At 49.4% G+C, this 25393-nt stretch carries 39 protein-coding genes; 29 read left to right on the top strand and 10 right to left on the bottom strand.

The features are described 5' to 3' along the window. Nucleotides 1–504: 504 nt before the first annotated feature. From V4C51_RS11575 to V4C51_RS11535, 10 genes are all read right to left on the bottom strand, one after another. Entirely contained in the window at nucleotides 505–1686 is a 1182-nt protein-coding gene (locus V4C51_RS11575; RefSeq protein ID WP_330926324.1) for an Arm DNA-binding domain-containing protein, read from the bottom strand. Between the two features lie 241 nt (nucleotides 1687–1927). Beyond that, a complete protein-coding gene (locus V4C51_RS17980) occupies nucleotides 1928–2233 on the bottom strand; it encodes a Lar family restriction alleviation protein (protein WP_420797661.1) in 306 nt (101 codons plus the stop codon). A 72-nt stretch (nucleotides 2234–2305) separates the two neighbouring features. After that, nucleotides 2306–2581, bottom strand: a complete 276-nt coding sequence (locus tag V4C51_RS11570) for a hypothetical protein (protein WP_330926323.1) — start codon at nucleotides 2579–2581, stop codon at nucleotides 2306–2308. 65 nt (nucleotides 2582–2646) lie between these two features. Beyond that, on the bottom strand, nucleotides 2647–2928 hold the full coding sequence (locus V4C51_RS11565) for a hypothetical protein (protein WP_330926322.1): 282 nt from the start codon (nucleotides 2926–2928) through the stop codon (nucleotides 2647–2649). A 75-nt stretch (nucleotides 2929–3003) separates the two neighbouring features. Further along, on the bottom strand, nucleotides 3004–3306 hold the full coding sequence (locus V4C51_RS11560; protein ID WP_330926321.1) for a hypothetical protein: 303 nt from the start codon (nucleotides 3304–3306) through the stop codon (nucleotides 3004–3006). Between the two features lie 37 nt (nucleotides 3307–3343). Continuing rightward, a complete protein-coding gene (locus V4C51_RS11555) occupies nucleotides 3344–3601 on the bottom strand; it encodes a hypothetical protein (protein ID WP_330926320.1) in 258 nt (85 codons plus the stop codon). A gap of 28 nt (nucleotides 3602–3629) precedes the next feature. After that, nucleotides 3630–3992, bottom strand: coding sequence for a hypothetical protein (locus tag V4C51_RS11550; protein ID WP_330926319.1), 363 nt, complete (start codon nucleotides 3990–3992; stop codon nucleotides 3630–3632). Next, complete coding sequence (locus V4C51_RS11545; RefSeq protein WP_330926318.1) at nucleotides 3992–4228, bottom strand: hypothetical protein; 237 nt, start codon at nucleotides 4226–4228, stop codon at nucleotides 3992–3994. The genes V4C51_RS11550 and V4C51_RS11545 overlap by 1 nt, the downstream gene beginning before the upstream one ends. 2 nt (nucleotides 4229–4230) lie before the next feature. After that, nucleotides 4231–4461 (bottom strand): hypothetical protein, encoded by a 231-nt coding sequence (locus tag V4C51_RS11540; RefSeq protein ID WP_330926317.1) that lies wholly within the window; start codon nucleotides 4459–4461, stop codon nucleotides 4231–4233. Between the two features lie 373 nt (nucleotides 4462–4834). Further along, entirely contained in the window at nucleotides 4835–5599 is a 765-nt protein-coding gene (locus V4C51_RS11535; RefSeq protein WP_330926316.1) for a hypothetical protein, read from the bottom strand. 94 nt (nucleotides 5600–5693) lie between these two features. Here V4C51_RS11535 and V4C51_RS11530 point away from each other — a divergent pair, with 94 nt between their 5' ends. The 29 genes from V4C51_RS11530 to V4C51_RS11390 all read left to right on the top strand — a co-directional run. Further along, nucleotides 5694–5900 (top strand): hypothetical protein, encoded by a 207-nt coding sequence (locus V4C51_RS11530; RefSeq protein WP_330926315.1) that lies wholly within the window; start codon nucleotides 5694–5696, stop codon nucleotides 5898–5900. Further along, nucleotides 5893–6579 carry a sigma-70 family RNA polymerase sigma factor gene (locus V4C51_RS11525; protein ID WP_330926314.1) on the top strand — a complete coding sequence of 229 codons (687 nt, stop codon included), beginning with the start codon at nucleotides 5893–5895 and terminating at the stop codon, nucleotides 6577–6579. Before V4C51_RS11530 ends, V4C51_RS11525 begins: the two co-directional genes overlap by 8 nt. Before the next feature lie 24 nt (nucleotides 6580–6603). Then, nucleotides 6604–7410 (top strand): phage antirepressor KilAC domain-containing protein, encoded by an 807-nt coding sequence (locus tag V4C51_RS11520; RefSeq protein WP_330926313.1) that lies wholly within the window; start codon nucleotides 6604–6606, stop codon nucleotides 7408–7410. Further along, nucleotides 7407–8495: a DnaT-like ssDNA-binding domain-containing protein gene (locus tag V4C51_RS11515; protein ID WP_330926312.1), complete on the top strand. Its 1089-nt coding sequence runs from the start codon at nucleotides 7407–7409 to the stop codon at nucleotides 8493–8495. Before V4C51_RS11520 ends, V4C51_RS11515 begins: the two co-directional genes overlap by 4 nt. Next, nucleotides 8389–9186, top strand: a complete 798-nt coding sequence (locus tag V4C51_RS11510) for a replication protein P (RefSeq protein ID WP_330926311.1) — start codon at nucleotides 8389–8391, stop codon at nucleotides 9184–9186. The genes V4C51_RS11515 and V4C51_RS11510 overlap by 107 nt, the downstream gene beginning before the upstream one ends. Beyond that, on the top strand, nucleotides 9173–9670 hold the full coding sequence (locus V4C51_RS11505; protein ID WP_330926310.1) for a hypothetical protein: 498 nt from the start codon (nucleotides 9173–9175) through the stop codon (nucleotides 9668–9670). The genes V4C51_RS11510 and V4C51_RS11505 overlap by 14 nt, the downstream gene beginning before the upstream one ends. Then, nucleotides 9667–9987: a hypothetical protein gene (locus tag V4C51_RS11500; RefSeq protein WP_330926309.1), complete on the top strand. Its 321-nt coding sequence runs from the start codon at nucleotides 9667–9669 to the stop codon at nucleotides 9985–9987. Before V4C51_RS11505 ends, V4C51_RS11500 begins: the two co-directional genes overlap by 4 nt. Nucleotides 9988–10006: 19 nt before the next feature. Next, complete coding sequence (locus V4C51_RS11495; protein WP_330926308.1) at nucleotides 10007–10786, top strand: hypothetical protein; 780 nt, start codon at nucleotides 10007–10009, stop codon at nucleotides 10784–10786. A gap of 55 nt (nucleotides 10787–10841) precedes the next feature. Further along, nucleotides 10842–11777 carry a hypothetical protein gene (locus tag V4C51_RS11490; RefSeq protein ID WP_330926307.1) on the top strand — a complete coding sequence of 312 codons (936 nt, stop codon included), beginning with the start codon at nucleotides 10842–10844 and terminating at the stop codon, nucleotides 11775–11777. Between the two features lie 207 nt (nucleotides 11778–11984). Further along, nucleotides 11985–12446 (top strand): M15 family metallopeptidase, encoded by a 462-nt coding sequence (locus V4C51_RS11485; RefSeq protein ID WP_330926306.1) that lies wholly within the window; start codon nucleotides 11985–11987, stop codon nucleotides 12444–12446. Next, nucleotides 12446–12859, top strand: a complete 414-nt coding sequence (locus V4C51_RS11480) for a hypothetical protein (protein ID WP_330926305.1) — start codon at nucleotides 12446–12448, stop codon at nucleotides 12857–12859. Before V4C51_RS11485 ends, V4C51_RS11480 begins: the two co-directional genes overlap by 1 nt. A gap of 2 nt (nucleotides 12860–12861) precedes the next feature. Continuing rightward, nucleotides 12862–13107, top strand: coding sequence for a hypothetical protein (locus tag V4C51_RS11475; protein WP_330926304.1), 246 nt, complete (start codon nucleotides 12862–12864; stop codon nucleotides 13105–13107). A gap of 12 nt (nucleotides 13108–13119) precedes the next feature. Continuing rightward, the gene (locus V4C51_RS11470) at nucleotides 13120–13311 is read left to right on the top strand and encodes a hypothetical protein (protein WP_330926303.1); all 192 of its coding nucleotides are present in this window, start codon (nucleotides 13120–13122) and stop codon (nucleotides 13309–13311) included. Continuing rightward, nucleotides 13311–13697 (top strand): HNH endonuclease, encoded by a 387-nt coding sequence (locus V4C51_RS11465; protein WP_330926302.1) that lies wholly within the window; start codon nucleotides 13311–13313, stop codon nucleotides 13695–13697. Before V4C51_RS11470 ends, V4C51_RS11465 begins: the two co-directional genes overlap by 1 nt. A gap of 83 nt (nucleotides 13698–13780) precedes the next feature. Continuing rightward, nucleotides 13781–14176: a hypothetical protein gene (locus V4C51_RS11460; RefSeq protein WP_330926301.1), complete on the top strand. Its 396-nt coding sequence runs from the start codon at nucleotides 13781–13783 to the stop codon at nucleotides 14174–14176. After that, nucleotides 14176–15906, top strand: a complete 1731-nt coding sequence (locus tag V4C51_RS11455; RefSeq protein WP_330926300.1) for a terminase large subunit — start codon at nucleotides 14176–14178, stop codon at nucleotides 15904–15906. Before V4C51_RS11460 ends, V4C51_RS11455 begins: the two co-directional genes overlap by 1 nt. Next, on the top strand, nucleotides 15907–17130 hold the full coding sequence (locus tag V4C51_RS11450; protein WP_330926299.1) for a phage portal protein: 1224 nt from the start codon (nucleotides 15907–15909) through the stop codon (nucleotides 17128–17130). Further along, nucleotides 17105–17773, top strand: a complete 669-nt coding sequence (locus tag V4C51_RS11445; protein WP_330926298.1) for an HK97 family phage prohead protease — start codon at nucleotides 17105–17107, stop codon at nucleotides 17771–17773. The genes V4C51_RS11450 and V4C51_RS11445 overlap by 26 nt, the downstream gene beginning before the upstream one ends. A gap of 2 nt (nucleotides 17774–17775) precedes the next feature. Continuing rightward, complete coding sequence (locus V4C51_RS11440; RefSeq protein ID WP_330926297.1) at nucleotides 17776–18987, top strand: phage major capsid protein; 1212 nt, start codon at nucleotides 17776–17778, stop codon at nucleotides 18985–18987. A 45-nt stretch (nucleotides 18988–19032) separates the two neighbouring features. Next, nucleotides 19033–19242, top strand: a complete 210-nt coding sequence (locus V4C51_RS11435) for a hypothetical protein (protein ID WP_330926296.1) — start codon at nucleotides 19033–19035, stop codon at nucleotides 19240–19242. A 3-nt stretch (nucleotides 19243–19245) separates the two neighbouring features. Further along, entirely contained in the window at nucleotides 19246–19566 is a 321-nt protein-coding gene (locus V4C51_RS11430; protein WP_330926295.1) for a head-tail connector protein, read from the top strand. Then, nucleotides 19563–19886 carry a phage head closure protein gene (locus V4C51_RS11425; RefSeq protein ID WP_330926294.1) on the top strand — a complete coding sequence of 108 codons (324 nt, stop codon included), beginning with the start codon at nucleotides 19563–19565 and terminating at the stop codon, nucleotides 19884–19886. Before V4C51_RS11430 ends, V4C51_RS11425 begins: the two co-directional genes overlap by 4 nt. Continuing rightward, nucleotides 19886–20281 (top strand): HK97 gp10 family phage protein, encoded by a 396-nt coding sequence (locus V4C51_RS11420; protein ID WP_330926293.1) that lies wholly within the window; start codon nucleotides 19886–19888, stop codon nucleotides 20279–20281. The genes V4C51_RS11425 and V4C51_RS11420 overlap by 1 nt, the downstream gene beginning before the upstream one ends. 2 nt (nucleotides 20282–20283) lie before the next feature. Next, nucleotides 20284–21162 carry a hypothetical protein gene (locus V4C51_RS11415; protein ID WP_330926292.1) on the top strand — a complete coding sequence of 293 codons (879 nt, stop codon included), beginning with the start codon at nucleotides 20284–20286 and terminating at the stop codon, nucleotides 21160–21162. Further along, nucleotides 21149–21736: a phage baseplate assembly protein V gene (locus tag V4C51_RS11410; protein WP_330926291.1), complete on the top strand. Its 588-nt coding sequence runs from the start codon at nucleotides 21149–21151 to the stop codon at nucleotides 21734–21736. The genes V4C51_RS11415 and V4C51_RS11410 overlap by 14 nt, the downstream gene beginning before the upstream one ends. Then, nucleotides 21733–22068: a GPW/gp25 family protein gene (locus V4C51_RS11405; RefSeq protein ID WP_330926290.1), complete on the top strand. Its 336-nt coding sequence runs from the start codon at nucleotides 21733–21735 to the stop codon at nucleotides 22066–22068. The genes V4C51_RS11410 and V4C51_RS11405 overlap by 4 nt, the downstream gene beginning before the upstream one ends. 90 nt (nucleotides 22069–22158) lie before the next feature. Next, complete coding sequence (locus V4C51_RS11400) at nucleotides 22159–23046, top strand: baseplate assembly protein (RefSeq protein ID WP_330926289.1); 888 nt, start codon at nucleotides 22159–22161, stop codon at nucleotides 23044–23046. Beyond that, nucleotides 23043–24101, top strand: coding sequence for a phage tail protein I (locus V4C51_RS11395; RefSeq protein ID WP_330926288.1), 1059 nt, complete (start codon nucleotides 23043–23045; stop codon nucleotides 24099–24101). Before V4C51_RS11400 ends, V4C51_RS11395 begins: the two co-directional genes overlap by 4 nt. Continuing rightward, nucleotides 24098–25393, top strand: a 1296-nt coding sequence (locus tag V4C51_RS11390; protein WP_330926287.1) for a phage tail protein, incomplete at its 3' end; no start/stop codon positions are given. The genes V4C51_RS11395 and V4C51_RS11390, both read left to right, overlap by 4 nt.

The following is a 25393-nucleotide window of genomic DNA, read 5'->3' as shown; positions in this document are numbered from 1 at the left end:
TGGTGGAGGCGGCGGGATTTGAACCTGCGTCTACTCTATATATTTCAGGGTGTTAGAGGTAGGTAGTGGCAAAAAGCTGTCATTTCGCCAAACGATTTGGAAATCAGCATTACTTTGAGTACTCTAAACTTTCTTGATAAAAAAATGAGAATAAGAGTATGTCTGATGTTCCTACCTACACCTGCGGTCAATGTCATTACAACTTCAACCATGGCGCTCATGTTTGCCAAGGGTGCAGGGGCACTATTGTATATGGGGCTACTCAAAGGGAAGTCTCAGAAGCGCAAAAACTGTGGGGGTTTTCTTTTGGCCTTATTGCATTAATCGGATTCCATACAATCCCGATGTATTTAAACAGCTCATTTAACTGGAGTCTCCCAACAGGTACAGATATTTTGCCCTAAGGCTTAACTATTGTGGTTGCACTGGGATTTATTGGAGCTGTTTTAGGTACTAGAAATACTCAGCGTTATCATTTTGGGAAAGTCAGAACATTCCGTTGAATCATAAGTTTTCAATTGCTGCTGGTGGCTGTTTTTGGCCATCAGCACCATAGATACCTACCGCCTTTTTTCCACACTCTGGGTCAGCATCTGGCATCCACTTGCCGTAGCGCCTGGCGATCATGGTCCAATCGGCATGGCCCATTTGTTTGGCTACCCACATGGGATGCTCACCTGATGACAGCATCATGGAGGCGTAGGTATGTCGCGTTTGATAGGGATTCCTGTAGACCACGCCGGCCTTTCTCAAAGCGGGTGTCCATAATGTTTTTCTGATGGCCTGGTCGCCTTCCCAGGGCTCATTGGTGCGAGGGTTTAGAAATACGTGATCATTTGCCATAAAGGTCCATACTTTCTGGCTTTTTAGAGCATCGGCAGCGGGTTCCAGAATCTTGACTTCTCGGCGGCCTGATGATGTTTTTGGGATCTCATCGTCTTTTGCTGCTTGCGTTTGCTTTCTGACAACGCGGATGCACCCTTTTACCCAGTCGATATCTTTCCAGCGAAGAGCAACCAGCTCAGATGTGCGCAGCCCTGACCAAAATGCAAACTGGACAAAGTTCTTCCCCCGGTCTGACATAGCAGCCAATATGGCTGACTGCTCTTCCCGGCTGAATGGGTCGATATGTTCTTCCTTAGGTTTTTCTTTCTTACTGTATCCCCAACCTTGTATTGGGTTTTGTTCAATAAGCTCATCATCTTCCGCATCATCTAAAGCGACCCTCAGAGGGCATAAGATATTAGCTATGCGCTTATTGCCGCAGGTTAGCTGTGAAACCCACATTTTTATATTTTTCTTCTTTAAATCGGTTAGCTGTAAATCGCCAAAAGCTGGAATCAGCTGGTTGTTGATGATTTTTCTATAATCGTTGTATGTGCTCGCCATAACTTGAGGTTGCTTATACGCAAGCCAGTCTGTCAGGTACTTTTTAACGGTCAAAACATCCCCAAGCATGTTGTAAAACTTTTTTGCCCTAGGTGAATTTGGAAATGTTTTGGCATAGTCAAAATTCCCTTTATCAATGGCATCAAGAATAGCTGCCCGGTGATGGATAGCTTTTTTCATGTTAGTGGTGGTGGGCTGGAGCCTGATCCTTTCACGACAACGCTTTCCTCTATAGGTAAAACTGATTTCGATAGTAGTTTTGCTTGCAGGCCTGACACCGTTCCCATTTCTACCCATGCTTCATAACCTTTGATACTGATGACGATTCTATTTCCTGGTGTGTAGAAATACTGTTCATTTTCCCGCCAAACCTGTCTGCTGATTCGTTTTCTTACCCAGCTTTCAGACCAGCCTGTTAATTCACAAAATTTCTTTATCCGCACGTAATTTGACATTAAACCGCTCCATGGAATCTTTTTTATTTTTGTGGTGGCTATACTTTCTATTTTTTAACGACTGCATTTCCAGTTGGTATTAACTAAAATCTTTTCCTGAAGGGAGGCCATTTGAAGCCTCTCCATAGCCTTCTATTGCGTAGTTGCTGTGTTATCAAGCTGCTTGTTTTTATCGCTGGTGGCCTGATTAGTTGGAGTTCAGGGCCACCTCTACCTTCTTCATGAACTTTATTCCAGTTTTCATAAACATCAACACCGGACCCTGATACTTGCTTACCGGGTCCCTTATAACTGCATGACTCGCAGCGAACATAATCATGTTCCTGATACACTTCAGTACTGCCACAGAAAGGACAGGGTTTTAAATCATTGTCAGTTATTGTGGTCATGGTTTTTATTATTTCTGATAATATTGTTAATGATAATATGCCACGTGTGCGGCATGTTCCGGTGTTATATGATTACATTGGCTCCCCGCAGTTAGTACAGAAACCTGTTGCCCAGCCATTATCCAGCTCCTCACTACAGGGATAAAAATCACACGGCCAGAACTCTGTTATCTCTAAATCAAGTTCATTGACGCTCTTATTTTTACGATTTTTCAGAGATTCTTTTGTGAAAATAAACCACTGCCAATACTTATTATTGTTTTGATCAAACTGCCAGGCGGCAAACATAGGCATTCTGATATCTTCATTAAACGATCTTTCTTCAACCTTGATGTCTCTTAATTTCATAATGTCTTTCCAGATATCATTAATTTGTTCTTTTCAAGCATATCTTTATTGAAAGGATTGATTACTTATACTTTCCTTTCAAACAGTGCGCCGCCTCTGCGCTTATACGAACAACTCGCGTAGCTTGAAGCCGCATTTAAAGCATCCTTGAACGCATATTTGCTGTCATAACCGTACTGCATCATCTCGTGATATTTCTCACTTGTGAAAATCATTGCTATTGAGACTGGCGGATACTCCAGGTAGGAGTCTTCAATGTAATCAGCCATTTTTCGCAAATAATCAGCAAGTTCTGATTTTTTTCTGAATCCTTCTGGGTGCGAAGGGAAGTCTATTATTTTACTCATGGGTTAGGCGCTACCAGGACAGCCTTTTGATCTTGCGCTCGTCTTTTTCATATTCTTTTCCTCATCCCGCTAGTGTTATTTGTAAAAACGAACATCGTGCTCTCGTTTAAATTTTCTTACAGCTTCTTTTTTTGCTTTTCGCACAGCAGCAAACCACACCCAATGTCCAAAAATAAAACCAAAAGCGTTTTGTTCCGATCCATCTGGATCTTTTGCATCAAGAAAAAATGGTCCGTTTGCTACCCACAACTCATAGCCGTCGCGAGTGGCTGTATAGACTTGTCTTGATCGCTGCGACCATTGAAACTCCCATTCTCCATCTTTAATCTGCTTAATGACAGCCCTGGCGTTTTTATATTGTCTTACTAATTCTTCCATTTAATAATGTTTTCTCCATATGTTGGCGCGTGAATTTTCAGGCACCTTCAATATCAATGCCCTGATCATAATCGTTTACTTTATAAACCGCTTCCCTGAGAGCTGCCACTGATTGCTCGGTACGCTCTTTATCAACGCCTTCATATCGAAAAACAGTCCTGGCTTGCCAGTGAACATCACGCAATAAGGCAATTTCCTTTTCGAGCTTTTTTATCTGCTCTTCTTGCCGCATGCTTTTTTGGTAAAGTTTTCCCGCTTGTTTCGGAGAAAGCTTCATACTCATTTTGATAGACATTTTTTTCCCTAAAATTTACCAATGACCTTTACAGCTTCACCACCTGCCCACAACACGCTTCATCACTCAACCTGAAAGCTAACGTCCTGGCACCGGCTATCAATAGACGATTTATCCTACTGACGTATAAAGCCTCCTGATCCCTATCGGCATGGAGCAGGCCACACAGGTTTTCCCGCAGGGATGGGCGATGCTCGGAGCTTTCAAGCAAATCGCGCAATACGTCTTTCATGGCGTACGTACTACCATTGACCTCTACCGGCTCATCATTGATCAGCAGAAGGGTCAAGCGGTCAGTTTCTGCCATTCGCCTTGCCATGGGGGCATCCTGATCATTGCCCACCTCTCGCTGAAGGGGAATGACGTTTTTTTCAGGCGCTGCTCTCGGCATCAGTACCAACCCTCACCCGCTTGTTCTTTTTGCTTGGGCAGGGTGTCATTTGGGTACATTATCCCGTACCAGTCATTACCAAATTGTTCTTTTTTTCTGAGTATTTCTTCATGGCGATTGATAGCCCTGTTGATCAAATCAAACTGCTTGTCCGTGAGTGGCTCTGACAAGACTGATAGCGCGTCACGGATAACTTCAGCCAGCTCGTTTACTTTTTCTTCGTTGTTGTTATTCATGTTCAACCAAGCCTCCCATTATTTGTACTTCTTTTTTTTGTGTCAGCGCTTCGAGGTTTAAACAGCTTTGCCAGAACCGCTTGTTTTTCCTGCTCGTCTTGCTCCACCAGCCAGCGGATGATTTCCCTGTCACCGCTGACGGGCTGCTGGTGGACGTTGCCAGCAATGGCGACAGCAGCACGGGATAACTTCCTGACCCGTACCGCCACAATACAGGCATTGCGAACGGCCATTTATGGTTGCCCCAGACCGGGAGTGGTCCAGAAAATCACAAACCGTTGCGCCAGTGTCCGTTTGTTGGCCTTTTGATTGGCCCTTCTGTTCAGCTGGGTTCTCAGTCGCTGGTGGCTGAGTAATTGTTCTTTTGTGCATTTGGCCGCTTGCATCTGTCCGTTCCATGGTTGTTATTCGTTGTGTTGTTGCCTGAAATCTATAATGCACCTTAAAGGTAAAAATAACAATACCCAAAAGATACATTTTTTTAAAAAAATATTAATTTTTTTTAGCGCAGAGTGAAAAAGGCGCAAAAAAGCCCGCTATACACGGGCTGTCTGGCTGGTGTTGGGGAGGGATTTTTAACGATTAGAACCAAAAATCATGGTCATCTCATTCGCTTCCGAAAATACCCCATGGGAGAAGGGACGTTTTGTTAACGGTAATCTTAACCACATCAAATGTCAGGGCAAAAATGCCTGGTAAAGGCTCATTACCTGATGCCAACTCTTGATAATCCTTTTTCGGTATCGCATAAAACAACGTAAAAGGGGTGTTGGGAATTGCAATAACCACCGCATCAGGATTGATGGCTTCCAGCTCATTTTGGTAAATAACAACGGGTTGACGAGCTTTAGGTATATGGAGTGTTACCCGCTTCCAGGATGGGTGGTCAATAAGGTCATAAGAGTTTTTGTATACATTGGTTCTTACTTTACTGCCCACCTTCTCCATATGCTCCACAAACTCTGATGCAACCATCTTTTCCAGACGGAACTGCTCCAACTGAGCCTGTTCCTGAAACTCTTTGGCTTTTTCTTCCAGTTCAACAATTCGAGTCAGAAGCCTGTAGGAATGGGAAGCTGCTATTTCATCTGTATTAGGGGCATTAGTGGCTTTTCTCAGGGTGGCAGGTTGATCTTTTCCATCATTATCATCCAGTGAGCTATGGAGGGTATCCAGCCAACCGTGGGGCTTATCAAAGCTTTTCTCTATTTTTCGAGCTATTTTGTTACCGATGCCCTTGGTTGGGTTTCTGCCGATAAACCGGCTGACATAGGTTTGTGACCGGTCAATATAATCTGCAAAACCGCTTAACGTTTTGAACTGGTCAGCCAGCAACCGGGCGTTATGTCTTCGTATTTCATTAATGTCCATAAGCGACATTAAATAAAAATTGACCTTAAAGATATACGTCCCAAGAAGTTCTATTTATTTGCCTAACTAGTATCTTTAGGGTACATTACCTTTCATGAAACTATTAAATTACTACTTACGCCTCAGTTCCAAAGAAAAAAAAGCATTTTCTAAGGCTGTACAAGCTGAACTTGGCTACCTGAGACACCTGGCATATAACCGCAAAAAACCCAGTCATGCACTTGCAAAAAGGATCGAACTGGCAACTAACGGTGAAGTAAGGCGTGATGAGCTTCGGCCTGATATTTGGGGGAATGAATAAACGACCAACATTCAACAACATAAGCCGTATAACACTAACGCTCACTCAGGCAAGAAAAGAACAACAACAAGGAACCGGTGTTATGGACAACACAGAATCCCGGCGTCGTATCAATAAGACGTTGATTGAAAGGGAAAGAAGGCTTGCGGCGCTGACAAAGGCGTTTGAGCCATTGATTTGGGCGCTTGCGCACAAATCCATCAGAAAAGCCCCTGCTGGCATGCAAGCGGATGATTTATTTCAGGCGGGTTGCGAAGGGCTTGTCAGAGCTTTTGATCGGTACGATCCCAGCAGTGCTGCCAGCTTTAAAACCTATGCGTGCATTCGTATTCACGGAGCAATCATTGATGAGGTTCGGCGGCAGGTTTTCTTTTGTACAAGAAATGCGGCCAGAAACAACGTTCCCAGAATCACCCGCGTTTATTTGGATGAAGAAGAATTGTTCGGTTCGACGGACTGCGATGGGGTGAACGTTGTTTCAACCTCAAAGCAGCTAAAGATTATCCAGGAGCGGCTGGCGCGGTTGAAGGAGAGGGATCGTGATTTGTTTGAGCGCTGGATGTGGGGTGACGAGGGGATGGCGACGGCGGGACGGCGTTATGGGATCAGTGAGTCGAGGGTCAGTCAGATAGTTGCCGGTGTCCGCAAAAAGATCAGTAAGGGTTTGGCTGTCGAATAAAAACAACAACAAGGGAAATGAAGCATGGAAACGAGACAACTGCCGGTTATAGCGGGTGTAACCATTTACACGGATGCGGAGGGACGGTTCAATCTGAATGCCTTGCACCAGGCCAGCGGGGGAAACCCTAATAACGCGCCAGGGCAATGGTTGCGCCTGAAGTCTACCGAAGAATTAAAGAATGAACTGATTGATTCTACAAACTGTGCAGATCTGCACAGTTTACCCATTGCGAAAAAGGAAGGCTGTCAGGGGGGCACTTTCGCGGACAAGTTGCTCGCCATTTCTTATGCCGGTTGGATCAGCCCTTCATTTCATCTCAAGGTCAATCGGGTTTTTGCGGATTACCAATCTGGCAAACTTCAGTCGGTTGCCCCTGAAGAAAGTGACAGCCACCTGATGGCCAGAGCGCTAAAGGTGGCTGACAGGCAAATCAGCGAAAAGAACCGCTTGATCCACCAGCAGCAACAGCAGATTCAACAGGACCAGCCCAAGGTGGCCTTTTATGAGCAAATGGTGGCCACCGATCAGGAAGTCTCTGTGCAGGAAGCGGCGAAGATGTTGGGAACGGGTGAAAAACGGCTGTTTTATTTTTTGCGGGAATACGGCTATCTCATTAACCACGGCAAAAAGTGGAACCAGCCCTACCAGCGCTACATTGACCAGGGCTTTTTTACCCTTCGCCCCGGAATCTTCAAACACTCCACAAAAGGCGACACCGGCTACGTAAAAACCTTTATTACTGGCAAAGGTTTAGTGCGCATCGCTAAACATCGTCGTGAGATTGAGATCCGCGAGCAGATGGCGCGGCGGCAGGAGCGTATCGCATGAACGAGGGCGAATACGAGGCCCTTGAGGATGAGTACCTGAGCCATGAGGCCCGCTCACTTTATCTCCTGTGTTTTCGCCGACACATGGACTTTAAAACGGGGCTGGTGGGCACAGAAAAGCGCCGGATCAGTTTCCAGATGTTCAAAGAGCAGTTAACGGTGTCACGTCCCAGGGGGTCAACCAAAGCCCCTTTTATACCGTCACCACAGCAGTTGCGTGGGTACGTGGGGGAGTTAGAACGGGTCGGGCTGGTGGAGCGCGCTGGCTGTAAAAAGAAACTGTCGCGCATGGTCTTTTTGTTGCCGTTGGCCACCACAGACTTAAACCGTCCAAATGAGGAGCAACAAAGGAGCAACACGCAGCGGCAACGCTATGAGCGACAAGGGGAGCGACGTAAAGAGCAACACCAAGAGCAACACGAGGAAGAACACGACAAAGCCCAGTATTCACAAGACCTTAAAGGGAACGAGCAACAAGGGGAGCAACAAGGGGAACAGCAAGGGGGGCAACGTGAGGAGCAACAAGGGGAGCAACAAAGGAGCAACGCTGAGGAGCAACATACATCCGTTACTTCCGATATAAACACATCACACACTAACGCGCGCGTGCGTGAGCGTGGCGAGGTTATCCACACCCCTGAAGACTTCGACCGTCGTTTTCAGCCAACGCCATCAGCCAGCGCCACCAGCGTGACCCCCAAACGCACGTTTGCCATGCGCGACGACTGGCAACTGGATTACACCTTTGCGGACCAGGCATTGAAGCTGGGTGTCAACCTGAGCACCCTTGATGAAGATCAGGCCGAAGTGGTCGAGTTTGCCCTGGTTGAATTTCGCACCTGGTGGCAGGAAACCAACCCGGGCTTTGTCACCACCCAAGCCTGCTGGCAGCAGAAGTTTATACAGACCAGCCTGCGACACGCGCTGAAAAAACGGGAACAAGCGCTGACTAACAAAAACACTGCCGGAGGCACTGGCCATGGACAACCCGCAAAACGCCATCACACAGGCCGCCAAGGCCATCGAGGCTCGCCAACCACTCGCCCGTTCACCGCGGCAGACTTCGACCTCGACGCTTCGTTCTGACGAGTTATCCAGTGGGCAGCGGCAGGCGGTGAATTATTTTTATGGGCGGGTTAAGGCAGTGTACGGCTCAAAGTACAAAGCGCTGTTCCCCAGTGACGCGGATGAGCAATTATCCAAGCGGGAGTGGGGTGGCCAGGTGATGAACCTGAAACAAGAAGACATTGACCGTGGCATCGGCAAGCTGAAAGAGAAGATCGTGGCCGACGATAAGGACTTCCAGTGGCCCAATATTCCCTGTATCGCTGCCTTGTGTCACCGCAAACCAGAAGACTTTGGTCTGCCGTCACTGGATGACGCCTGGTTAGAAGCTCAGCTTCACGCTCACCATGTGGACAAACATCACTGGACCCATGAGGCCGTCCGTGTCGCTGGCAAGCTCACCTGCTGGTTTGACATTATGAACGCGGTCAGCAAGTCCCGTCAGGAATCACTGAAAAAGCGTTTTACCCGCCACTACGAATACCTGACCGAGCGAGTCATGGAAGACAAGCCTCTGGAAGGTGGCACAAAGCGTCTCGAAAACGACAGCCATAAGCCCAAAAAATCACTGGCTGAACAAAGCCATGAGTACCACACCCACCAGCACGAAAAAACCATGAACGCCATGGGCATTAACCCGAAAGGCGGCCGTGCTGAATTTCTGAAGTATTACGGAGCGCACAGGGAGAAAAGTAACCATGGAAGCCATTAAACAGAAAGAACAGAAAGACCTGGTGATCGGTATCGACCCCGATCTGGAGAAAAGCGGTATCGCCATCACCGGCCACCAGCAAATACTCACCCTTTTCGCACTGCCTTTCTCACAGGTAGTGGCGTTGATAGAGAGTTATCCTGACGCCGTGTTTGTGGTGGAAGACGTGGAATACAACAAACCTGTCTTTAATCGCCATTTGGCCGTCAGGGCAAACCTGAAGGTGGCGCAAAACGTGGGTATGGTCAAGGCGGTTGCCCGGCTGATTATTAATACCCTTACGGAAAAAGACTGCCGTTTCGTGAAAGTTCCGCCCCTTAAAGGCCGCTTTAAACAAGCCAAGAAAGATCGCGCCTATTTTAGCCGCCTTACGGGCTGGGAGGCGGGCTGCAATGAAGATATGCGGGACGCGGCACTGTTAGCGCTGTATGGCAGGCGAAATCCAAAAGCGTTGGTGTTAAGACCTTCGGAAGTGCCCCATTGATTCAGGGCGAGGGCAACCGTGGGCGAAAAGAAAGCCACGGTATTGAAAAGCGCGAGCTGGTCAAGTGCCCTTATCAGGATTGTGATAAGGGGCTGGTGGAGGCGATGTTTGGCAGTCGGGCCGAGTGCCATCAATGCGATGGCTTTGGCTTTGTGGATAAGGAAACCGGCGAGGCTTTGCCTGAACGGGAGATTATACGGCAGTTGGTGATCAGGCTTGCTCACCAAAGAATGGAAGCAAAAAAAAAGATTTGTGAGTTACAACGCAGTAATCAGTACTTACAGCAACGGCTCATGGACTGGGAACGGGGACGCTAGCACAACAAAGGGAAAAAGGATGAGAATAGCAAGGCGAGCGATTTGGGATGCTTATGTAATCTATCTGGAAGGTAAAGGGTTTGATATTGATACGTTGCGCTCAGGCAGACCAGATAATGACCGTGTCATCTGCAGGGCGGTTGATGCCGCGCGTGTTATAGCAGCAGTGGAAGGGTTACCTGCTCACCTGAAAGCATGGTGTTACTGGTGCTATTCACCCATGGGCGACACCAACCAAGGCTGGCAAAAGCGCGTGGCTACACAAAAACAGGCACGAGACTGCCGGGCAAAGGCCGACCAACTGGCAGAAGAAGCTGCAGGTCTTCCTGCCCGCATTGCCCGCTGTAAAACCGATCAGCGCCGCGCTGAACTGTCCGCTATCAGTACCGACCTGTTGTTATGCCGCGCCGCTGATCTGGAAGACCAGGCCAACCGTTTAGAACGTAGCCTCCGCCAGCCAGACCCGTGTGCTGCCCTGTGGAACTGGCTGGATGAACAAATCGCCGAACGTGCCCCGAATAAAATGCGCAAGAAAACCATCCTGCATGCGCGCGACGTATGTCGGGCGACGCTGTACAACTACCGCTACCGCATCAACACCGGCCAGACAAAGCCGCTGGTGGGCCGTAAGGGAATCTGTGAGCGGTTTGGGGTGCCTTCAGCACACTTTGAGAGGGATTACCGGCCTTGGGTGAAGTGGGTGGTGGGAGTTTGTGAAGGATTGGATAAGGAAGGGCTTGCGAAAAACCTAGGACGTTTTTCTGATAAAAGTATAAAGTCGTCATCGTTATTAGCATAATCGACGCTGCCTGTTGTATTGTACCAATTATATATATAACAGGGAGTTAGTCGTTTTGAGGGAAGATGATTACTTGCCAAGTTTATGGAGGCGTTTTGCAAGAAAGCTTGTTGCTTTTAACAAAAGCACATTCGCTACTTTTCTTAAACCTCTAATAGCTATTTCGCTCAATGCCAGCCTACTCGGTCACTTTAAAACAGGTGCTCGATGGCTGCAAGAAGCTTTGAGAACAGTATTTAATAAAGAGGCCTTTTCTTCTGTTATCGGCTGGCTTGAGAATCCCCTAGTTATCTGCTTTATATTCTGCGTCATTGGTGCGCTTAAGCTTTTCTATCTCTTGATTGAAAAATCAGCTGGATTGGCTGAAGTTGGGTCTGCTGAAATGCTGGCAATCATTGAAAACACTAATAAAGTGGTTGATGCTAAGTCTCGCTGGGTAAAAGAAACATTGCGATTTCAGAGCCCTGATATGGCCAAGCAGCGTTCTGCACAATTGCATGATGAGCAAATCAGCCTGCTATGTACTGCAATAAAGTCAGTTTTTGAGCAATTATACCCGACAACCTCTATTCGGGTGACGTTGGCAAAGGTAGAACGAGGCCAATTAACTGAGTGGCGATACTCAGATCCTGATGGTGTGCCACGTTCTTCAGTAAAAGATCTTAACTGCCCAGAAAGTGCAGCTAGCAATGCCATTCAAAGGGGCGGGATATATGTTGTAGCTTCGACAAACACTCTTAACTTCCCTATGCGTAAGAGGCCACGTTATGTTAAAGCTAAGTCAAAGAATGCCGATCGTTCTTTACTGTGCTTTGCGGTTAATGATAACGTGACTGGTGAGGTTATATACTTGCTGTCTCTGACAGCTAGAAAGTCAGGTACTTTTGAATATAATAAGGCTGAAATCTATGAAGACATAATAAGTCATTTCACCCGAAGAATTTGCCTTGAGCATAACTCTTTCAAACTAAGGGCTCATACATATGACTGAAAATAAAGAAAGAAAGACCTCATCATCCATGTTCAAACTGAGTGATGAAGCTAAAAAGGTTATAGCGTCCTTTGACAAAAAACAGGTAGCAAAAGAAATCAAGAAAAAGAAGCGTCTTTACGAGAAATGCTCTTTATAAATATTTGCATTTGGCATCGAATAAAGCTATAAATATTCATTATCGAAAACCTCACTCTGGGAACGGATGTGGGGTTTTTTATTGCCTGCCAGAATGTTTCCCGACCGGGTGAAGCCACCAATAAGACCATGCCCTCATTTGGAAAAAAGTCACAAGCCAGGTTGGACACTTGCCACCGAGATCTGCAGCGATTAATGCAAGCGGTGGTCGAAAAATACGACATCTCCATTATTTGTGGTTATCGCAGCCAGGAAGAACAGGAGCGTGCTTTTCTGGAGGGACGCAGCAAGGCGCGGTTTGGTGAGAGCAAGCATAACCGCTGGCCGAGCAAGGCGGTGGATGTAGTACCCTGGCCTTTTGCTGTGGCTGACTGGCAGGACCCTACTTATTTCTCCCATATGGCCGGTTATATAAAAGCCGTTGCTGACCAGATGGGCATTCAGATCCGATGGGGAGGCGACTGGAATATGGATCGGCGCACCAACAATGAAACCTTTCTCGATATGCCCCACTTTGAGTTAATGGATTAATGAGTTTTTTCGGCAAATTATTTGGCAGTGAGTCTGTGATAAAGAAGGCTGCCGAGGGTGTTTATAATGGCGTCAACTATGCCTTTCACACCGACCAGGAGAAAGCGGAACACTTTTTAAAACTGCTGAAAGCCTATGAGCCGTTTAAGCTGGCCCAGCGGTTTCTTGCCTTGATTATTGCCGTTCCCTTTGTTGTTATCTGGACACTCTGCGCGCTAATGATTGTGGTATCTGCGTTGATGGAGCCGTCTTTGTCCGAAGCCGTATGCCGTAGCAGCGCGGTGTTGGAGTCAGCCAGGCTGTTAGCTGACTGGAACAATGAAACCCTTGGTGAACCTCTCTCCGTTGTCCTGTTCTTTTATTTCTGTGGTGGCGCGGCAGAGGGAGCGATACGAGCGAAAGCGGGCAAGTAGCAATGAGTATTAACTCATCAAGTGTATTGGGTGGTGCGGTAGCGACGGGTATTTCTTTAAATAACTCAGCCACCGCCAGAAGTTTAAGCGACGCGACAGTGGCACAAGTGATGGAAGGAACGTTTCACGTGTACATGTCCGACATTCTCGCAGTAGTGGGCGTGGTGGGTTTGGTGGTGAATATCTGTTTAAACGTCCGCAGGGATCGGCGTCAACAACGGCACGCAGATCAAAATAATAAACACTAAGGTAGGGAAACCGTGAATAAAATCATTTTTCTTGTTTGTGGTGTATTCATTGGCATTGGCCTGGGCGCATTTGTTCTGCCCTACTTTGAAACATCCGCTACGACAACAGTGCTGGAGCAGTCCGACGTTCGTCAGTGCAAACTGTCAGAGGCTGGCTTTGTTTGCTATGAAGCAAAAGAGCAAGCCTGGGTGGACAGGCAGTAATGCCCAAAAGGATTAAACGGGCCTGCCGACAGCCGGGCTGCCCGGGTACAACCATCCATAGAAGTGGTTATTGTGAGAAGCACCAGGAAACCGAAGGGAGCTGGAAGAAGCGACAAGACCGCAAGGGCAACCGCCACCAGCGAGGCTATGGTACAGCATGGCAGAAGCTGAGAAAGGAAATCCTTCAGAGGGACAGATACCTGTGCCAGAGTTGCCGAGCCGAGGGCAGGCTCCAGGCTGCCAACGTCGTTGACCATATCATCAACAAAGCCAGCGGTGGGACGGATGACCCCGGCAACTTACAGGCCTTGTGCCAGAGCTGCCATGCTGCCAAGACAGGCCGAGAGGGCGCGCGGGCAAGCAACCGCAGGGGCAGGGGGGGGTAGAATCCCTACAGCATCCCGCGTCAGGACCTCCGCCCCAGTGATTTTTTTACACTGTCATTTCAGAAATTTCGGAATGTGAGTCAATGGCTAACAGGAAGATGCCAAGCAATGTCCATAAAATGCGTGGCACCCACAGGAAGGATCGGCACGGGACAACGTCTGAGAAAGCACTATTGTCCGCTAGCTACCCGGGCATGCCAGAGCATGTAGCTGACGATATTGGAGCAGCTAAAGTCTGGGAAGAAGTTCGGGCTGCCATGTCTGAAGCCAATATTTATACCAGTGCCGACAGCAACAAGCTGGCTCGCTACTGTATTCTGGAGGCAGGCTTTCGTGCCGATCCGGTAGGTTTCTCAGAAACTGCCGCACGGTTGACACAGTTAAGACTCTTGGAAAATGATCTGTACCTCTCCCCGGAAAGCCGGGCCAAGGTAGGCGGAAAAAAAGACAAAAAGAGTAACCGTTTCTCTGATTTCTGATGGCTAACCCGTATGTCAACAAGGCCAACAAATACGCCCGTGATGTTGTTGCCGGAAAAATTATCGCCTGCCGTTATGTGATCCAGGCTTGTCAGCGCCACCTTGATGACTTGGGAAAAGAAAAAGAGAAAGGCTTTAAGTACCGCTTTAACCGGGCAGCCGCTGAACGGGCTTGTAAGTTTGTCCAACAGATGCCGCACACCAAAGGGGAGTGGGCGTTTAAAAAAATGCTGATCAAGCTGGAGCCCTGGCAACTGTTTATCGTTGCCTCTGTCTTTGGCTGGCAGCACAAGCGCGGTGGACTCCGACGTTTCAGGGAAGTGTACACAGAGATTCCCAGAAAGAATGGCAAAAGCGCCATCTCTGCCGGTGTCGGTGTCTATATGCTGGCGGCTGATAACGAATTCGGTGCTGAGGTTTACTCAGGCGCGACCACCGAGAAACAAGCCTGGGAAGTCTTCCGGCCTGCCCGGTTGATGTGCAAAAAGTCGCCCGATCTGCTGGAACACTTCGGTATCGAGGTCAATGCAAAGAACCTCAACCGCCCAGCCGACGATGCCCGATTTGAACCCGTAATAGGCAATCCTGGTGATGGCGCGTCACCAAGTTGCGCCATTGTGGATGAATACCACGAACACGACAGTGACGCGCTTTACACCACCATGCTCACCGGCATGGGGGCACGTAAACAGCCATTGATGTGGGTGATCACTACTGCTGGCTTCAATGTTGATGGCCCCTGCTATGACAAACGGCGGGAAGTGCTGGAAACCCTCGAAAACTACAACAAACTGAGGTCTAAAAAAAATGATGAACTGTTCGGGATTGTTTACACCATCGATGAAGGTGACGACTGGGCAACCGTTGACGCGCTTTGCAAAGCTAACCCTAATATGGGCGTGTCTGTTTATCGGGATTACCTTATCTCTCAACAGCAACGCGCAATCGCCAACGCTCGCTTTACTAACCGGTTTAAAACCAAGCACCTTAATGTTTGGGTCAGCGCCAGAACAGCCTTTTTTAATCTGCGACAGTGGAATACCTGCGAAGACACAAGCCTTGCCCTCAGCCAGTTTGAAGGAAAGGAACGACGGCTGTCTTTCGACATGGCAGCCCGTCTTGACCTTACCGCAATGGTCCCACTTTTTACCAAAGATATTGAAGGACAGCGCCATTATTACTGTGTCGCGCCAAGATTCTTTGTGCCTGAAGCCACCGTCTTCGATAACGACAACCGCGGCCTTGCCGAACGCTATCAGGAGTTTGTCAATTCAGGACATCTTATCGCCACAGACGGTGCCGAGATCGACTACCGCGACGTGCTTGAAGAAGCCCTGCTTTACAACCAATGCGGTTCCGTCTCTGAATGCCCCATCGATCCTCATGGCGCAACAGCGCTGGCGCATCAGTTAGCTGATGAAAACATGGAGCCGGTGATCATTAAGCAAAACTTCACCGGTATGAGTGATGGCATGAAAGAGCTGGAAGCCGCTATCGTTTCCGGTCGTTTTCACCATGACGGCAACCCGATCATGACCTGGTGTATCGGCAACGTAGTGGGGAAATACCTTGCCGGTTCAGACGACATTGTAAGACCCATAAAAGAAGCCGCGGACAGCAAAATAGATGGCGCGGTCGCGCTTATTCAGGCAGTGGGGCGAGCCATGTTACATGATTCTGAAACAACGATTTCCAATCATCTTGAAAGCGTAGGCATTCGGTCACTTTAAATGGGCATACTTTCCAATCTTTTTCGGCGAAAAAGTTCAAATACTGCCATTGCGCAAATGCCTGAAGAACTGGCCGCTATGCTTGGTGGCTGGAATCTCGACGGCTACAGTGGTCGTGCCATAACTTCACATACTGCCATGCAGTTAACAGCCGTGTTTGGTTGTGTTCGTGTACTAAGTGAATCAGTGGGCATGCTGCCTTGCACCTTGTTTGAGCAGAAAGGCCGGAGTAAAGAAAAGGCGATTAATCATGACCTTTACACGTTGTTGACGACCGCGCCTAATGATTACATGACGCCCCAGGAGTTCTGGGAGCTATTGATTACATGCCTGTGTCTGCGCGGCAATTTCTACGCATATAAGACAAAAGCCCTCGGTAACGTGAAAGAACTACTCCCTCTCGACCCTGACGCCGTCGAAGTGAAGCTAAACAGTCAGTGGGAGCCAGTGTACAAGGTAACCTTTAAAGATGGTTCTCAGGACGTTCTGAGTCAGGATGAAATATGGCATGTACGCATCCTGACACAAGATGGCTTGATTGGTTTAAATCCCATTGCCTATGCACGACAGGCGATCAGTCTTGGGCTGGATACTGAAGAGTTTGGAGGGAATCTGTTTAAAAATGGCGCTGTCGGGTCCGGGTCATTGGAAACCGACCAGCAATTATCCGATGAAGCCTACAAGCGACTGAGGGATGATTTTAAAGAACGTCATCAAGGCATGGAAAACATGCACAAGCCCTTTATCCTCGAGATGGGGCTGAAGTGGAAACAAATTGCCATGAAAGCCGAGGATAGCCAGTTTCTGGAAACCCGTAAATTTCAGAAAGACGAAATCTGCGCCATTTTTCGGGTGCCGCCCCATATGATAGCGAATCTGGAAAAAGCGACTTTCAGCAATATCGAGCATCAGGCACAGAGCTTTGTTAACTATGCGTTAATGCCTTACCTAACCCGAATTGAGCAGCGTATCAATGTCGGTTTGCTGTCACCAACTGATCGGGGACGTTTTTATGCCAAGTTCAACGCCGGGGCTCTGTTGCGAGGTGATATGACCAGCCGCTTTAATGCATATTCACAAGGTATTCAGTGGGGCATTTATAGCCCGAATGATTGTCTTGAGCTGGAAGACCGAAACCCCAGAGAAGGTGGCGATATTTATCTTACGCCCATGAACATGACAACCAACCCGGAGAGTAATGATGCTGACCAAGCAACGACTTGATACGCCACTAAAAATTAAGTCGGTCAGCGACTCCGGCGAGTTCAGTGGCTATGGCTCTGTGTTTGGCGTGAAAGACAGCTATTCCGATATTGTCGTACCCGGTGCTTTCAAAGACTCCCTGCAACGCTGGCAAAAAAAAGACAAACTGCCCGCCATGTTATGGCAGCACAGAATGGATGAACCCGTTGGTGTTTACACCAAAATGGAAGAAGACGACGAAGGATTATACGTTGAAGGTCGTTTGTTGATTGATGCTGACCCTTTGGCAAAGCGAGCCCATGCTCATATGAAAGCAGGCTCTATATCGGGTCTGTCCATTGGTTACAACCTTAATGACTACGAGTGGGATAAAGAGAAAGGTGCCTGGATACTCAAGGAGATTGATCTTTGGGAAATATCCCTCGTGACCTTCCCCGCTAACGATGAAGCCCGTATTTCGGATGTAAAAAACGCCCTGTCACGGGGTGAGACCGTTTCACCCAAACAAATTGAGAGAGTCCTGCGCGACGTTGGACTGTCACGATCTCAGGCAAAAGCATTTATGTCTGAGGGATTTTCCGCGCTGAAGCAGCGAGACGCTGACAACGAGGCGGCAGCAGAAGCCCTGAAAACCCTTACAGAACTAAAAAACCTTTGGAGCTGATGATGGCTACAGATATTCAGGACATTGAAAACGTCGCAAAGGAAATCAAGCAATCCTTTAACGACTTTAAAGAAAAAAACGACCAACGCCTTGAGGCTGTTGAGCAGGAGAAAGGCAAACTGGCTGGGCAGGTGGATGACCTGAACAGTAAGCTGTCGGAACTGGACGCTCTGAAGACGTCCCTGGAAGAAGAACTCAAAACCATTAAGCGCCCGGGCACGACAGGCAATAAGAATAAGGATGTTGAAGCCCACCAAGAAGCATTTGCCCGCTTTGTCCGCAAAGGTGATGACAACGGACTGAAAGCGCTGGAGCAAAAAGCCCTGAATACTGGTGCTGATGAAGATGGCGGCTATGCCGTGCCGGAGGAGCTTGACCGTTCCTTGTTGGATCTTCAGCGTGATGCGGTAGTTATGCGTCAAGAGGCGAATGTTATTACCGTCGGCACCGGCGACTATAAAAAGCTGGTTAATTTACACGGTGCCGCGTCGGGCTGGGTTGGCGAGGAAGATGCTCGTCCTCAAACAGGAACGCCAAAGCTGGCACAAATCGCGCCGCTAATGGGTGAAATATACGGCAATCCCCAGGCGACCCAGAAAATGCTGGATGACAGCTTTTTTAATGTTGAAAACTGGCTAAGCAATGAGCTTCAGATTGAATTCTCTGAAAAAGAGGAAGCCGCTTTTACCTCCGGGGATGGTAATCTGAAAGCAAAAGGGTTCCTGGCCTATAGCAACACCGAAGAAGATGACGCTGCTCGTGATTTTGGTATTCTTCAGGCGGTTCGCTCAGGCTCCGCGTCAGGCATTACCGCCGATGCGCTGATTAAGCTGGTTTACGCCCTGCGGAAAGTTCATCGTATGGGGGCGAAGTTTATGATGAATAATAAAACACTGTTTGATGTTCGCATCCTGAAAGACAGTGAGGGCAACTATCTGTGGCGTCCCGGGCTCGATGTCGGCCAACCTTCCAGCCTGCTCGGTTATAGCATTGCTGAAAATGAACAAATGCCCGAGGTTGCCGCTGACGCGCTGCCCGTAGCATTTGGTAATTTTAAACGTGCTTATACCATTGTGGACCGGATCGGTACCCGAGTCCTCCGTGACCCGTTCACCAACAAGCCGTTTGTCGGGTTTTACACCACAAAGCGTGTAGGCGGTATGTTGACTGACTCAGAAGCAATCAAGCTGCTGAAAGTTCAGACTTCAGCGTAACCAGTGAATGCGGGTAAGTTGTCCCGCACTGGCAGGAGCGCAGGTATGATTACAATTAACAAAGCATTCCAGTGGTCACCCAATGGCTATGATATTGAAAGGATTGAAGCTGGCAGTCATGATCACTTGCCCGATCGTGCTGTTGCTATTGCTGACGATCTGGGTGTGTTGGTACCTGAATCAAACACGCGGCGAAAGCCTGACGGTGAAGTGAGCACGGGTAAGAAAAAAAACAAAAAGAAGGCCGCGGAATAAGTCATGCGATTTTTGACCCTGGAAATGATAAAGCGCCAGTGCCGCATTGAGCTGGATGACAGTGAGGAGGATGAATCACTGACGTTTTATGGTAAAGCGGCTGAAGCTGTTGTTGTTAATCACCTCAACCGACCCTTGTACGTTGAAGCTGTTCCCGAAAATGAAAGCAGTGGGTTGGTAATGTCTGACGATATTCGCATGGCCATGTTGCTACTGGTGTCAGATTTTTATGAAAACCGCGGTCATGCCCCAGGCTCAGCCCCCCACAAACTGCCTTTTGTCGCGCGGCAGTTGTTAGCCCCTTACCGGATCATTGCTATATGAACGCTGGCCGCCTGCGTCACCGCGTTACGCTTCAACGGCTGGTGAAAGACCGTAATGATTTTGGCGAAGTGGTTGATGCCTGGGAAGATCAAGCCCGTTTTTGGGCAGAAGTGAAACCCATTGCAGGGAAAGAAACCTTTATCGCCAAGCAGTTCGCGGCACAAACCAGCCATGAAGTCTGGTGTCGCTATCGCAAGGGAATCAAGGCCAGTGATCGTATCATTGACCACAGGGGGAACACCCTGGATATCAAAGCGGTGCTCGATGTGGGTGGCCGGGGCTGCACCTTAAAATTACTTTGTCGTGAAACAGGTTGCTAATGGAAACGACTGTCGCCATTAAAGGAGATATTACCGGCAAGCTCGCCGAGCTTGAAAACCGGTTATCCCAACAAACCATTAAAAAAGCCCTGGTTGATCTTGCCAAGCCTTTAAAAGCGGATATGAAAGCGGCAGCGCCTCACTTGTCAGGGGCGCTGCGCCGTTCAATTGGTCATAAAACAACGGTTGATCGTCGTAGGCAAACAACACAGGTAAGCGTTGGACTGATTTACAGAAAAACCAACCGCAAAGGCTGGGTTGCCGGTTTAATGCAAGAGCGCGGCACGCTTTATAGCGATCCTCAACCTTTTGTCAAGCCAACCGGTGAGCGACACCTGCCGACCATTGAAAGCGATTTACAGCAATTTATTCAAGCCCGTCTGGACAACCTTTAATCATGTTGATTGAACAACAACTGGCGGCAGCCTTGTTACCGTTGGTGGATGACCGTGCCTATCCGGTCGCCCTGCCCCAGAATACCACCTATCCAGCCATTACCTTTCACCGGGTCGATAGCCGTCGTACGGAAGAAGACTATCAACTGTCACCTGTGAAAGCCCGAAAGGCGCGAGGGGTAAAGTCTCTGTTTCAGGTGGTCGCCTGGTCAACGTCGTACAGCGATTGCGTGACGCTACTGCGGCAATGCAAAAGCCATCTGGAAGCTCTGCCGGGTGTTTACCTTGAAGGGGCGGCTGACGGTTATGAGCATGAGCTGCGCTTGTATACTTGTGTGATGGAGTTTGCTCTCTGGAGTGATCTGGAGTTACCACTGACTGGCAGTAATGTAGCGGGTGACTTAGGTACGGTACTTGACAGCGCCGTGACAACGTTGTCTGAGGTAATGCCCGAAACAGACATTGCCAGCGTTAACCCGTTGGAAAGCCATTTTTCAGCATCCAGCATCCGGTTGGATATTCAGCAAATCAGGCAAGGCAGTGACCGTGGTGATGGGTTGTTTCCGGCAACTTGCTCATTTATTGCCTGGTGTTGCTCGCCTGAAAGCCATTATCAAGCTGCTGATCTGGCTGCGAAGCTGCTTGATAAGGTGCAGTACAACCATTGGCAATTAGGCGCCAAGGTCTCTCACCCTCAAAGTTTGAAAGCAGAGCCAGCGGTATTTCGCCCCGGCAGTTTTGAATGCTGGGCTGTCAGCTGGGAGCAGACCGTATTCCTTGGGGAGACGCAAACACCTGAAAGCAAGATTCCCGATACCGTCATGGCCGGTAGCGCTCCCGACATAGGCTTTGGTCATGAGGACGACTATGTTCAATTATGAAGGGTCCAGTTATGACGTAACAGAAGCCCTGCGCAAGTTGGCCAACAGTATCTGTCCTGGCACGGTCAATAAGGTCAGGCATTCGCCCTACGCTGTAAAAGTCAGGGTGGGAACGCTGATAACGACCTGGCTACCCGTTATTGCTCATCGGGCAGGCAACAATACAAGCTGGCACCCGTTGGAAGAAGGCGAGCAGGTGTTGGTATTCAGCCCCGACGGGAATATTGCCCAGGGCTGGGTGCTCGGTGGCTGCTATTCCCAGGCGTTTCCGGCACCTTCTGCCAATCCAGATAAAACCGTGCACCATTTTAGCGACGGTGGGCGCTTTGAGTATGACCGCAAGGCTCACCATCTGGATATCAACCTGCCAGCCGGTGCTACGGTCAATTTGAATGCCGTGGGGGGCATTACCTTTACTGGCGACCTGCTGGTCAATGGCAATATCACTGCCACAAAAGATATCACCGATAAAACCCGCAGCATGGCCGCCGACCGGGATATTTATAACCAGCATCAGCATAAGGATGTGATGCCGGGCCAAGGGACATCAGGTACACCGGAGCAGACGCAATGAACGGCATTGACGCAACAACAGGCAAACTACTCAGTGGCAAAGCCCATTTACGCCAGAGCATTGCCGACATTCTACGCACGCCCATCGGGAGCCGGGTTATGCGCCGGGATTATGGCTCACGGTTGTTTGACCTGATTGACGCGCCGGTGACCCCCGCCTGGAAAAGTGAATGCTATGCCGCTGTGGCTGAAGCCCTGGACCGGTGGGAGCCTCGATTCAAGCTACACCAGGTCAAGGTGGTCAGCGTGACACAAGGACAGGTGACGTTTGATTTACACGGGGAATATTTGCCGGATGGCTCGCCCGTGTCCCTCGAAGGCTTGCTGGTATAAAAGAAGCCCGACCAACCGACGCTGGCCGGGATGCTAACAAAGCAGCATTAACATTCATTGCGCTATTAACTATAGCAGACGAGGGATCGCATGAGCTTTACTGTCATTGACCTCAGCCAGCTACCGCTCCCGGATGTGGTGGAAACGCTGAACTATGAGCAGCTTATGGCTGAGCTGCTGGCGGATTTGCGGGCCAGGCACCCGGACTTCTCTGCCCTGGTGGAAAGTGATCCGGCCTTCAAGGTGCTGGAGGTGTGCGCTTATCGTGAACTATTGCTGCGGGCTCGGATTAATGCCGGTGCCCGAGCTGTTATGTTGCCTTCTGCCACTGGGGCCGACCTTGATCAACTGGGCAGCTATTGGGGTATTCGTCGCCTGATCGTTGACGCTGGCGATCCTGATGCTATTCCACCTCGTGAGCTGGTGCTGGAAGATGATGTCAGTTTACGGGCACGGATTCAGCTGAGCATGGAAGGCCAGACCAATGCCGGAACTGAAGGCGCTTATTTATCCAAAGCGTTGGCAGCGGATGGCCGGGTAAAATCCGTTGCCGCCAAAAGCCCGACCGCAGGGGAGGTTGTGGTCACGGTATTATCCCATGAGGGTAACGGCTCGGCTTCCACAGAGCTGGTGCAAACGGTGGGTAACTATTTGCGTCAGCCCCATATCCGACAAATGACCGATGCCTTAACGGTGCAAAGCGCGGATATTGTCAGCTATCGAGTCAAAGCCACCTTGTTTATTAATCCGGGTCCCGGTGCGGATCAGGTGATGACGGCGGCACGGGATGCCGTCACGGCTTATGTTGAGGGACTCCATAAGATCGGGTTTTTAGTCCCTATTTCAGGTATCTATGGCGCATTACAACAGCCTGGCGTGGTGCGTGTTGAATTAACGGAACCCGCCGCGGATGTGGCTATCTCTGATGTGCAGGCCGGGTTCTGCTCCGCTATCGAACTCACCCAGGGAGCGGCATGAGCGATTTACTGCCACCGTCAGCTACTCCCCAGGAACGGGCACTGGCGTCAGTGTCTGAACGTTTGGAACAGTTGCCAGTCATTTACCGTGACCTTTGGAACCCGGATACGTGCCCCACGGAATTTTTGCCGTACCTGGCCTGGTCGTTCTCAGTGGATGAATGGAACGATGACTGGCCGGATCACATCAAACGACAGACGGTGAAAGATGCTTTATACCAGCACCGGATAAAAGGCAGCCGTCAGTCAGTTGAGAATGCTATTGCCGCCTTTAATGCCCAGGCGCGAATAATAGAATGGTGGGAGCAAACCCCCAGAGCGACACCCCACACCTTTGAGGTGTGGATGAATGCGGTGCAGAACCAGCAAATCAAACCGGTGTATGAGCTTTGGTATTCAGATTCGCTGTACTGTTCAACGCCTATACCTGTCAGCACCAGTCGTGTTTATAAGATTCGGTTTAAAGTGCGCCAGGCCATTGATGATCCCAGAAGCCAGTCCAGGGTTTACGCCGGTGTCGTTACGCTGGACAAAGATTTCAATAACATTACAGGTGGCTCAGGCTTACACCGGTATTGTTGCGTATTCGGTAGAACAATCACCAGCGCCGACGGGTGGCAAACATTTGAGGGTGAGATTACCGGCACGGGGGATGTTCATAGTAACTTCCGCGCGGGCACCGCGTACATCAGACCGATGTTTATCCTGAATTACATCCGCGGCACGGGTACTGCCCAGGTGGCTGAGATTGAATGCTGGGATTTATTCGATAATAAACAACTGGCGCCCAATCCCCATTTCACCCAGGGCAAGACCGGCTGGTCTACACGGTACATCGGTGAAACAGTACCCGATGATATTCCTGGCGAAATGACCACCGCGAACTTTGGTTTAACCGCCGACCTGCAAACCAGCATTATTGCCGCCATCAATGCCGTCAAACCGTTGCGCTCACATTTCACGGTAAAAACCGGCATCAGCGCGACAAGTAACGGCATTAATATCAGCGCCCATGCCAGGGCACTGCAACTGATCTCAATGGAGGCCAGCGTATGACGGACACGCTGCAAATGACTATGACAGTGACAGATGCCGGGCGGGCGGCAGTGACTAATGCCCAGAGCAACGGTCTGTCGGCAGAGATTACTCATATTGCTATCGGCTCAGGCAGCGGTACACCGGCGGCGAGCGACACAGCGCTGGTGAATGAGATCAAGCGACTACCGGCAGGCACTGGCAGTAATCCGAGCCCGTCGGAGCTTTATACGGAAACGTCTGATTTTTCCGGTGAGAGCTATTCCGTTTATGAGTTTGCCGCCGTACTCAGTGATGGCGCCTTGCTGGCTGTTTATCGCCAGAGCACGCCCATTATTGAAACAACATCCGTCGTGCCTTTGCTGTTGCAAATCAGTATCCCGATTAAGTCTTTCCCACCGGGTTCTGTGGTGATTAATGGCGATACTAATTTCCAAACCCCACCGGCCACGGAGTCCATGCGAGGTGTGGCAGAGGTAGCCACGCAGGCTGAAGTGGATGCTGGCACCGATCACCAGCGGATGGTCACTGCCAAGACCTTAACCAGCCGTCTGGCGTCTTTTACCCGTAATGCCGCCGAAAGCGTAAAAGGTTTTGTGGAGATCGCCACGCAGAGCGAAGTGGACAGTGGTACGGATCATCAACGGACGGTTACGCCTAAAACATTAAAGACTCGGTTGGCCTCTTTTGCTCGCGGCGCCACGGAAAGCGTAAAAGGCTTTGTGGAGATCGCGACGCAGAGCGAAGTGGACAGTGGTACGGATCATCAACGGACGGTTACGCCTAAAACATTAAAGAGTCGGTTGGCCTCTTTTGCTCGCGGCGCCACCGAAAGCGTAAAAGGCTTTGTGGAGATTGCCACGCAAACGGAAGTTAACACGGGTACGGATGATAGTCGCGCGGTCACGCCGAAAAAGCTATGGGGTTTACTGTCGGCGAAATTTGCCAGGACAGACACAAGGCCAAGTTTTCAGCAGGGTGTCTATCTGAATAATGAACCCATTGTGATGAATGGCTCAGGCACGAATGTTGACCACATTTGGTACAACGACACAGACAACACTTACCACTTTGTCGCTGACAGCACCGAGCAAGCTACCGGCAATGCCAATCTGAAAATGGGCGGCATTCAGCTCAGCTCAGGTAATAACGTTACGGGCGTGAGTGACTCGACCAGCTCAACGTCTACTACCACCTTAGCCAGTAGCAAAGCGGTAAAAAGCGCGACAGACGCGGGTACACGTCAGGCGACGGAAAGTACTCGGGGACAGTTAGAGGTCGCTACCCAGACAGAGGCGAATAGCTCAACGGAT

Source organism: Candidatus Sororendozoicomonas aggregata (assembly GCF_031528575.1).
In the GTDB taxonomy this organism is placed as follows: Bacteria; Pseudomonadota; Gammaproteobacteria; order Pseudomonadales; family Endozoicomonadaceae; genus Endonucleibacter; species Endonucleibacter aggregata.
The sequence above is the reverse complement of the archived record's forward strand: the minus strand, read 5'-3'. Positions and strand labels throughout refer to the sequence as shown.

Excerpts from the sequence above, each read along its gene's own strand:
- V4C51_RS11475 (WP_330926304.1), top strand. The coding sequence starts at position 12,862 with ATGAGTATTAACTCATCAAGTGTATTGGGTGGTGCGGTAGCGACGGGT.
- V4C51_RS11410 (WP_330926291.1), top strand. The coding sequence starts at position 21,149 with ATGTTCAATTATGAAGGGTCCAGTTATGACGTAACAGAAGCCCTGCGC.
- V4C51_RS11520 (WP_330926313.1), top strand. The coding sequence starts at position 6,604 with ATGGAAACGAGACAACTGCCGGTTATAGCGGGTGTAACCATTTACACG.
- V4C51_RS11440 (WP_330926297.1), top strand. The coding sequence starts at position 17,776 with ATGGCTACAGATATTCAGGACATTGAAAACGTCGCAAAGGAAATCAAG.
- V4C51_RS11450 (WP_330926299.1), top strand. The coding sequence starts at position 15,907 with ATGGGCATACTTTCCAATCTTTTTCGGCGAAAAAGTTCAAATACTGCC.
- V4C51_RS11570 (WP_330926323.1), bottom strand. The coding sequence starts at position 2,581 with ATGAAATTAAGAGACATCAAGGTTGAAGAAAGATCGTTTAATGAAGAT.
- V4C51_RS11565 (WP_330926322.1), bottom strand. The coding sequence starts at position 2,928 with ATGAGTAAAATAATAGACTTCCCTTCGCACCCAGAAGGATTCAGAAAA.
- V4C51_RS11555 (WP_330926320.1), bottom strand. The coding sequence starts at position 3,601 with ATGTCTATCAAAATGAGTATGAAGCTTTCTCCGAAACAAGCGGGAAAA.
- V4C51_RS11425 (WP_330926294.1), top strand. The coding sequence starts at position 19,563 with ATGAACGCTGGCCGCCTGCGTCACCGCGTTACGCTTCAACGGCTGGTG.
- V4C51_RS11465 (WP_330926302.1), top strand. The coding sequence starts at position 13,311 with ATGCCCAAAAGGATTAAACGGGCCTGCCGACAGCCGGGCTGCCCGGGT.
- V4C51_RS11530 (WP_330926315.1), top strand. The coding sequence starts at position 5,694 with ATGAAACTATTAAATTACTACTTACGCCTCAGTTCCAAAGAAAAAAAA.
- V4C51_RS11510 (WP_330926311.1), top strand. The coding sequence starts at position 8,389 with ATGGACAACCCGCAAAACGCCATCACACAGGCCGCCAAGGCCATCGAG.
- V4C51_RS11400 (WP_330926289.1), top strand. The coding sequence starts at position 22,159 with ATGAGCTTTACTGTCATTGACCTCAGCCAGCTACCGCTCCCGGATGTG.
- V4C51_RS17980 (WP_420797661.1), bottom strand. The coding sequence starts at position 2,233 with ATGACCACAATAACTGACAATGATTTAAAACCCTGTCCTTTCTGTGGC.
- V4C51_RS11545 (WP_330926318.1), bottom strand. The coding sequence starts at position 4,228 with ATGAATAACAACAACGAAGAAAAAGTAAACGAGCTGGCTGAAGTTATC.
- V4C51_RS11415 (WP_330926292.1), top strand. The coding sequence starts at position 20,284 with ATGTTGATTGAACAACAACTGGCGGCAGCCTTGTTACCGTTGGTGGAT.
- V4C51_RS11455 (WP_330926300.1), top strand. The coding sequence starts at position 14,176 with ATGGCTAACCCGTATGTCAACAAGGCCAACAAATACGCCCGTGATGTT.
- V4C51_RS11535 (WP_330926316.1), bottom strand. The coding sequence starts at position 5,599 with ATGGACATTAATGAAATACGAAGACATAACGCCCGGTTGCTGGCTGAC.
- V4C51_RS11495 (WP_330926308.1), top strand. The coding sequence starts at position 10,007 with ATGAGAATAGCAAGGCGAGCGATTTGGGATGCTTATGTAATCTATCTG.
- V4C51_RS11575 (WP_330926324.1), bottom strand. The coding sequence starts at position 1,686 with ATGGGTAGAAATGGGAACGGTGTCAGGCCTGCAAGCAAAACTACTATC.
- V4C51_RS11505 (WP_330926310.1), top strand. The coding sequence starts at position 9,173 with ATGGAAGCCATTAAACAGAAAGAACAGAAAGACCTGGTGATCGGTATC.
- V4C51_RS11560 (WP_330926321.1), bottom strand. The coding sequence starts at position 3,306 with ATGGAAGAATTAGTAAGACAATATAAAAACGCCAGGGCTGTCATTAAG.
- V4C51_RS11445 (WP_330926298.1), top strand. The coding sequence starts at position 17,105 with ATGATGCTGACCAAGCAACGACTTGATACGCCACTAAAAATTAAGTCG.
- V4C51_RS11435 (WP_330926296.1), top strand. The coding sequence starts at position 19,033 with ATGATTACAATTAACAAAGCATTCCAGTGGTCACCCAATGGCTATGAT.
- V4C51_RS11550 (WP_330926319.1), bottom strand. The coding sequence starts at position 3,992 with ATGCCGAGAGCAGCGCCTGAAAAAAACGTCATTCCCCTTCAGCGAGAG.
- V4C51_RS11460 (WP_330926301.1), top strand. The coding sequence starts at position 13,781 with ATGGCTAACAGGAAGATGCCAAGCAATGTCCATAAAATGCGTGGCACC.
- V4C51_RS11480 (WP_330926305.1), top strand. The coding sequence starts at position 12,446 with ATGAGTTTTTTCGGCAAATTATTTGGCAGTGAGTCTGTGATAAAGAAG.
- V4C51_RS11430 (WP_330926295.1), top strand. The coding sequence starts at position 19,246 with ATGCGATTTTTGACCCTGGAAATGATAAAGCGCCAGTGCCGCATTGAG.
- V4C51_RS11405 (WP_330926290.1), top strand. The coding sequence starts at position 21,733 with ATGAACGGCATTGACGCAACAACAGGCAAACTACTCAGTGGCAAAGCC.
- V4C51_RS11540 (WP_330926317.1), bottom strand. The coding sequence starts at position 4,461 with ATGGCCGTTCGCAATGCCTGTATTGTGGCGGTACGGGTCAGGAAGTTA.
- V4C51_RS11395 (WP_330926288.1), top strand. The coding sequence starts at position 23,043 with ATGAGCGATTTACTGCCACCGTCAGCTACTCCCCAGGAACGGGCACTG.
- V4C51_RS11525 (WP_330926314.1), top strand. The coding sequence starts at position 5,893 with ATGAATAAACGACCAACATTCAACAACATAAGCCGTATAACACTAACG.
- V4C51_RS11420 (WP_330926293.1), top strand. The coding sequence starts at position 19,886 with ATGGAAACGACTGTCGCCATTAAAGGAGATATTACCGGCAAGCTCGCC.
- V4C51_RS11515 (WP_330926312.1), top strand. The coding sequence starts at position 7,407 with ATGAACGAGGGCGAATACGAGGCCCTTGAGGATGAGTACCTGAGCCAT.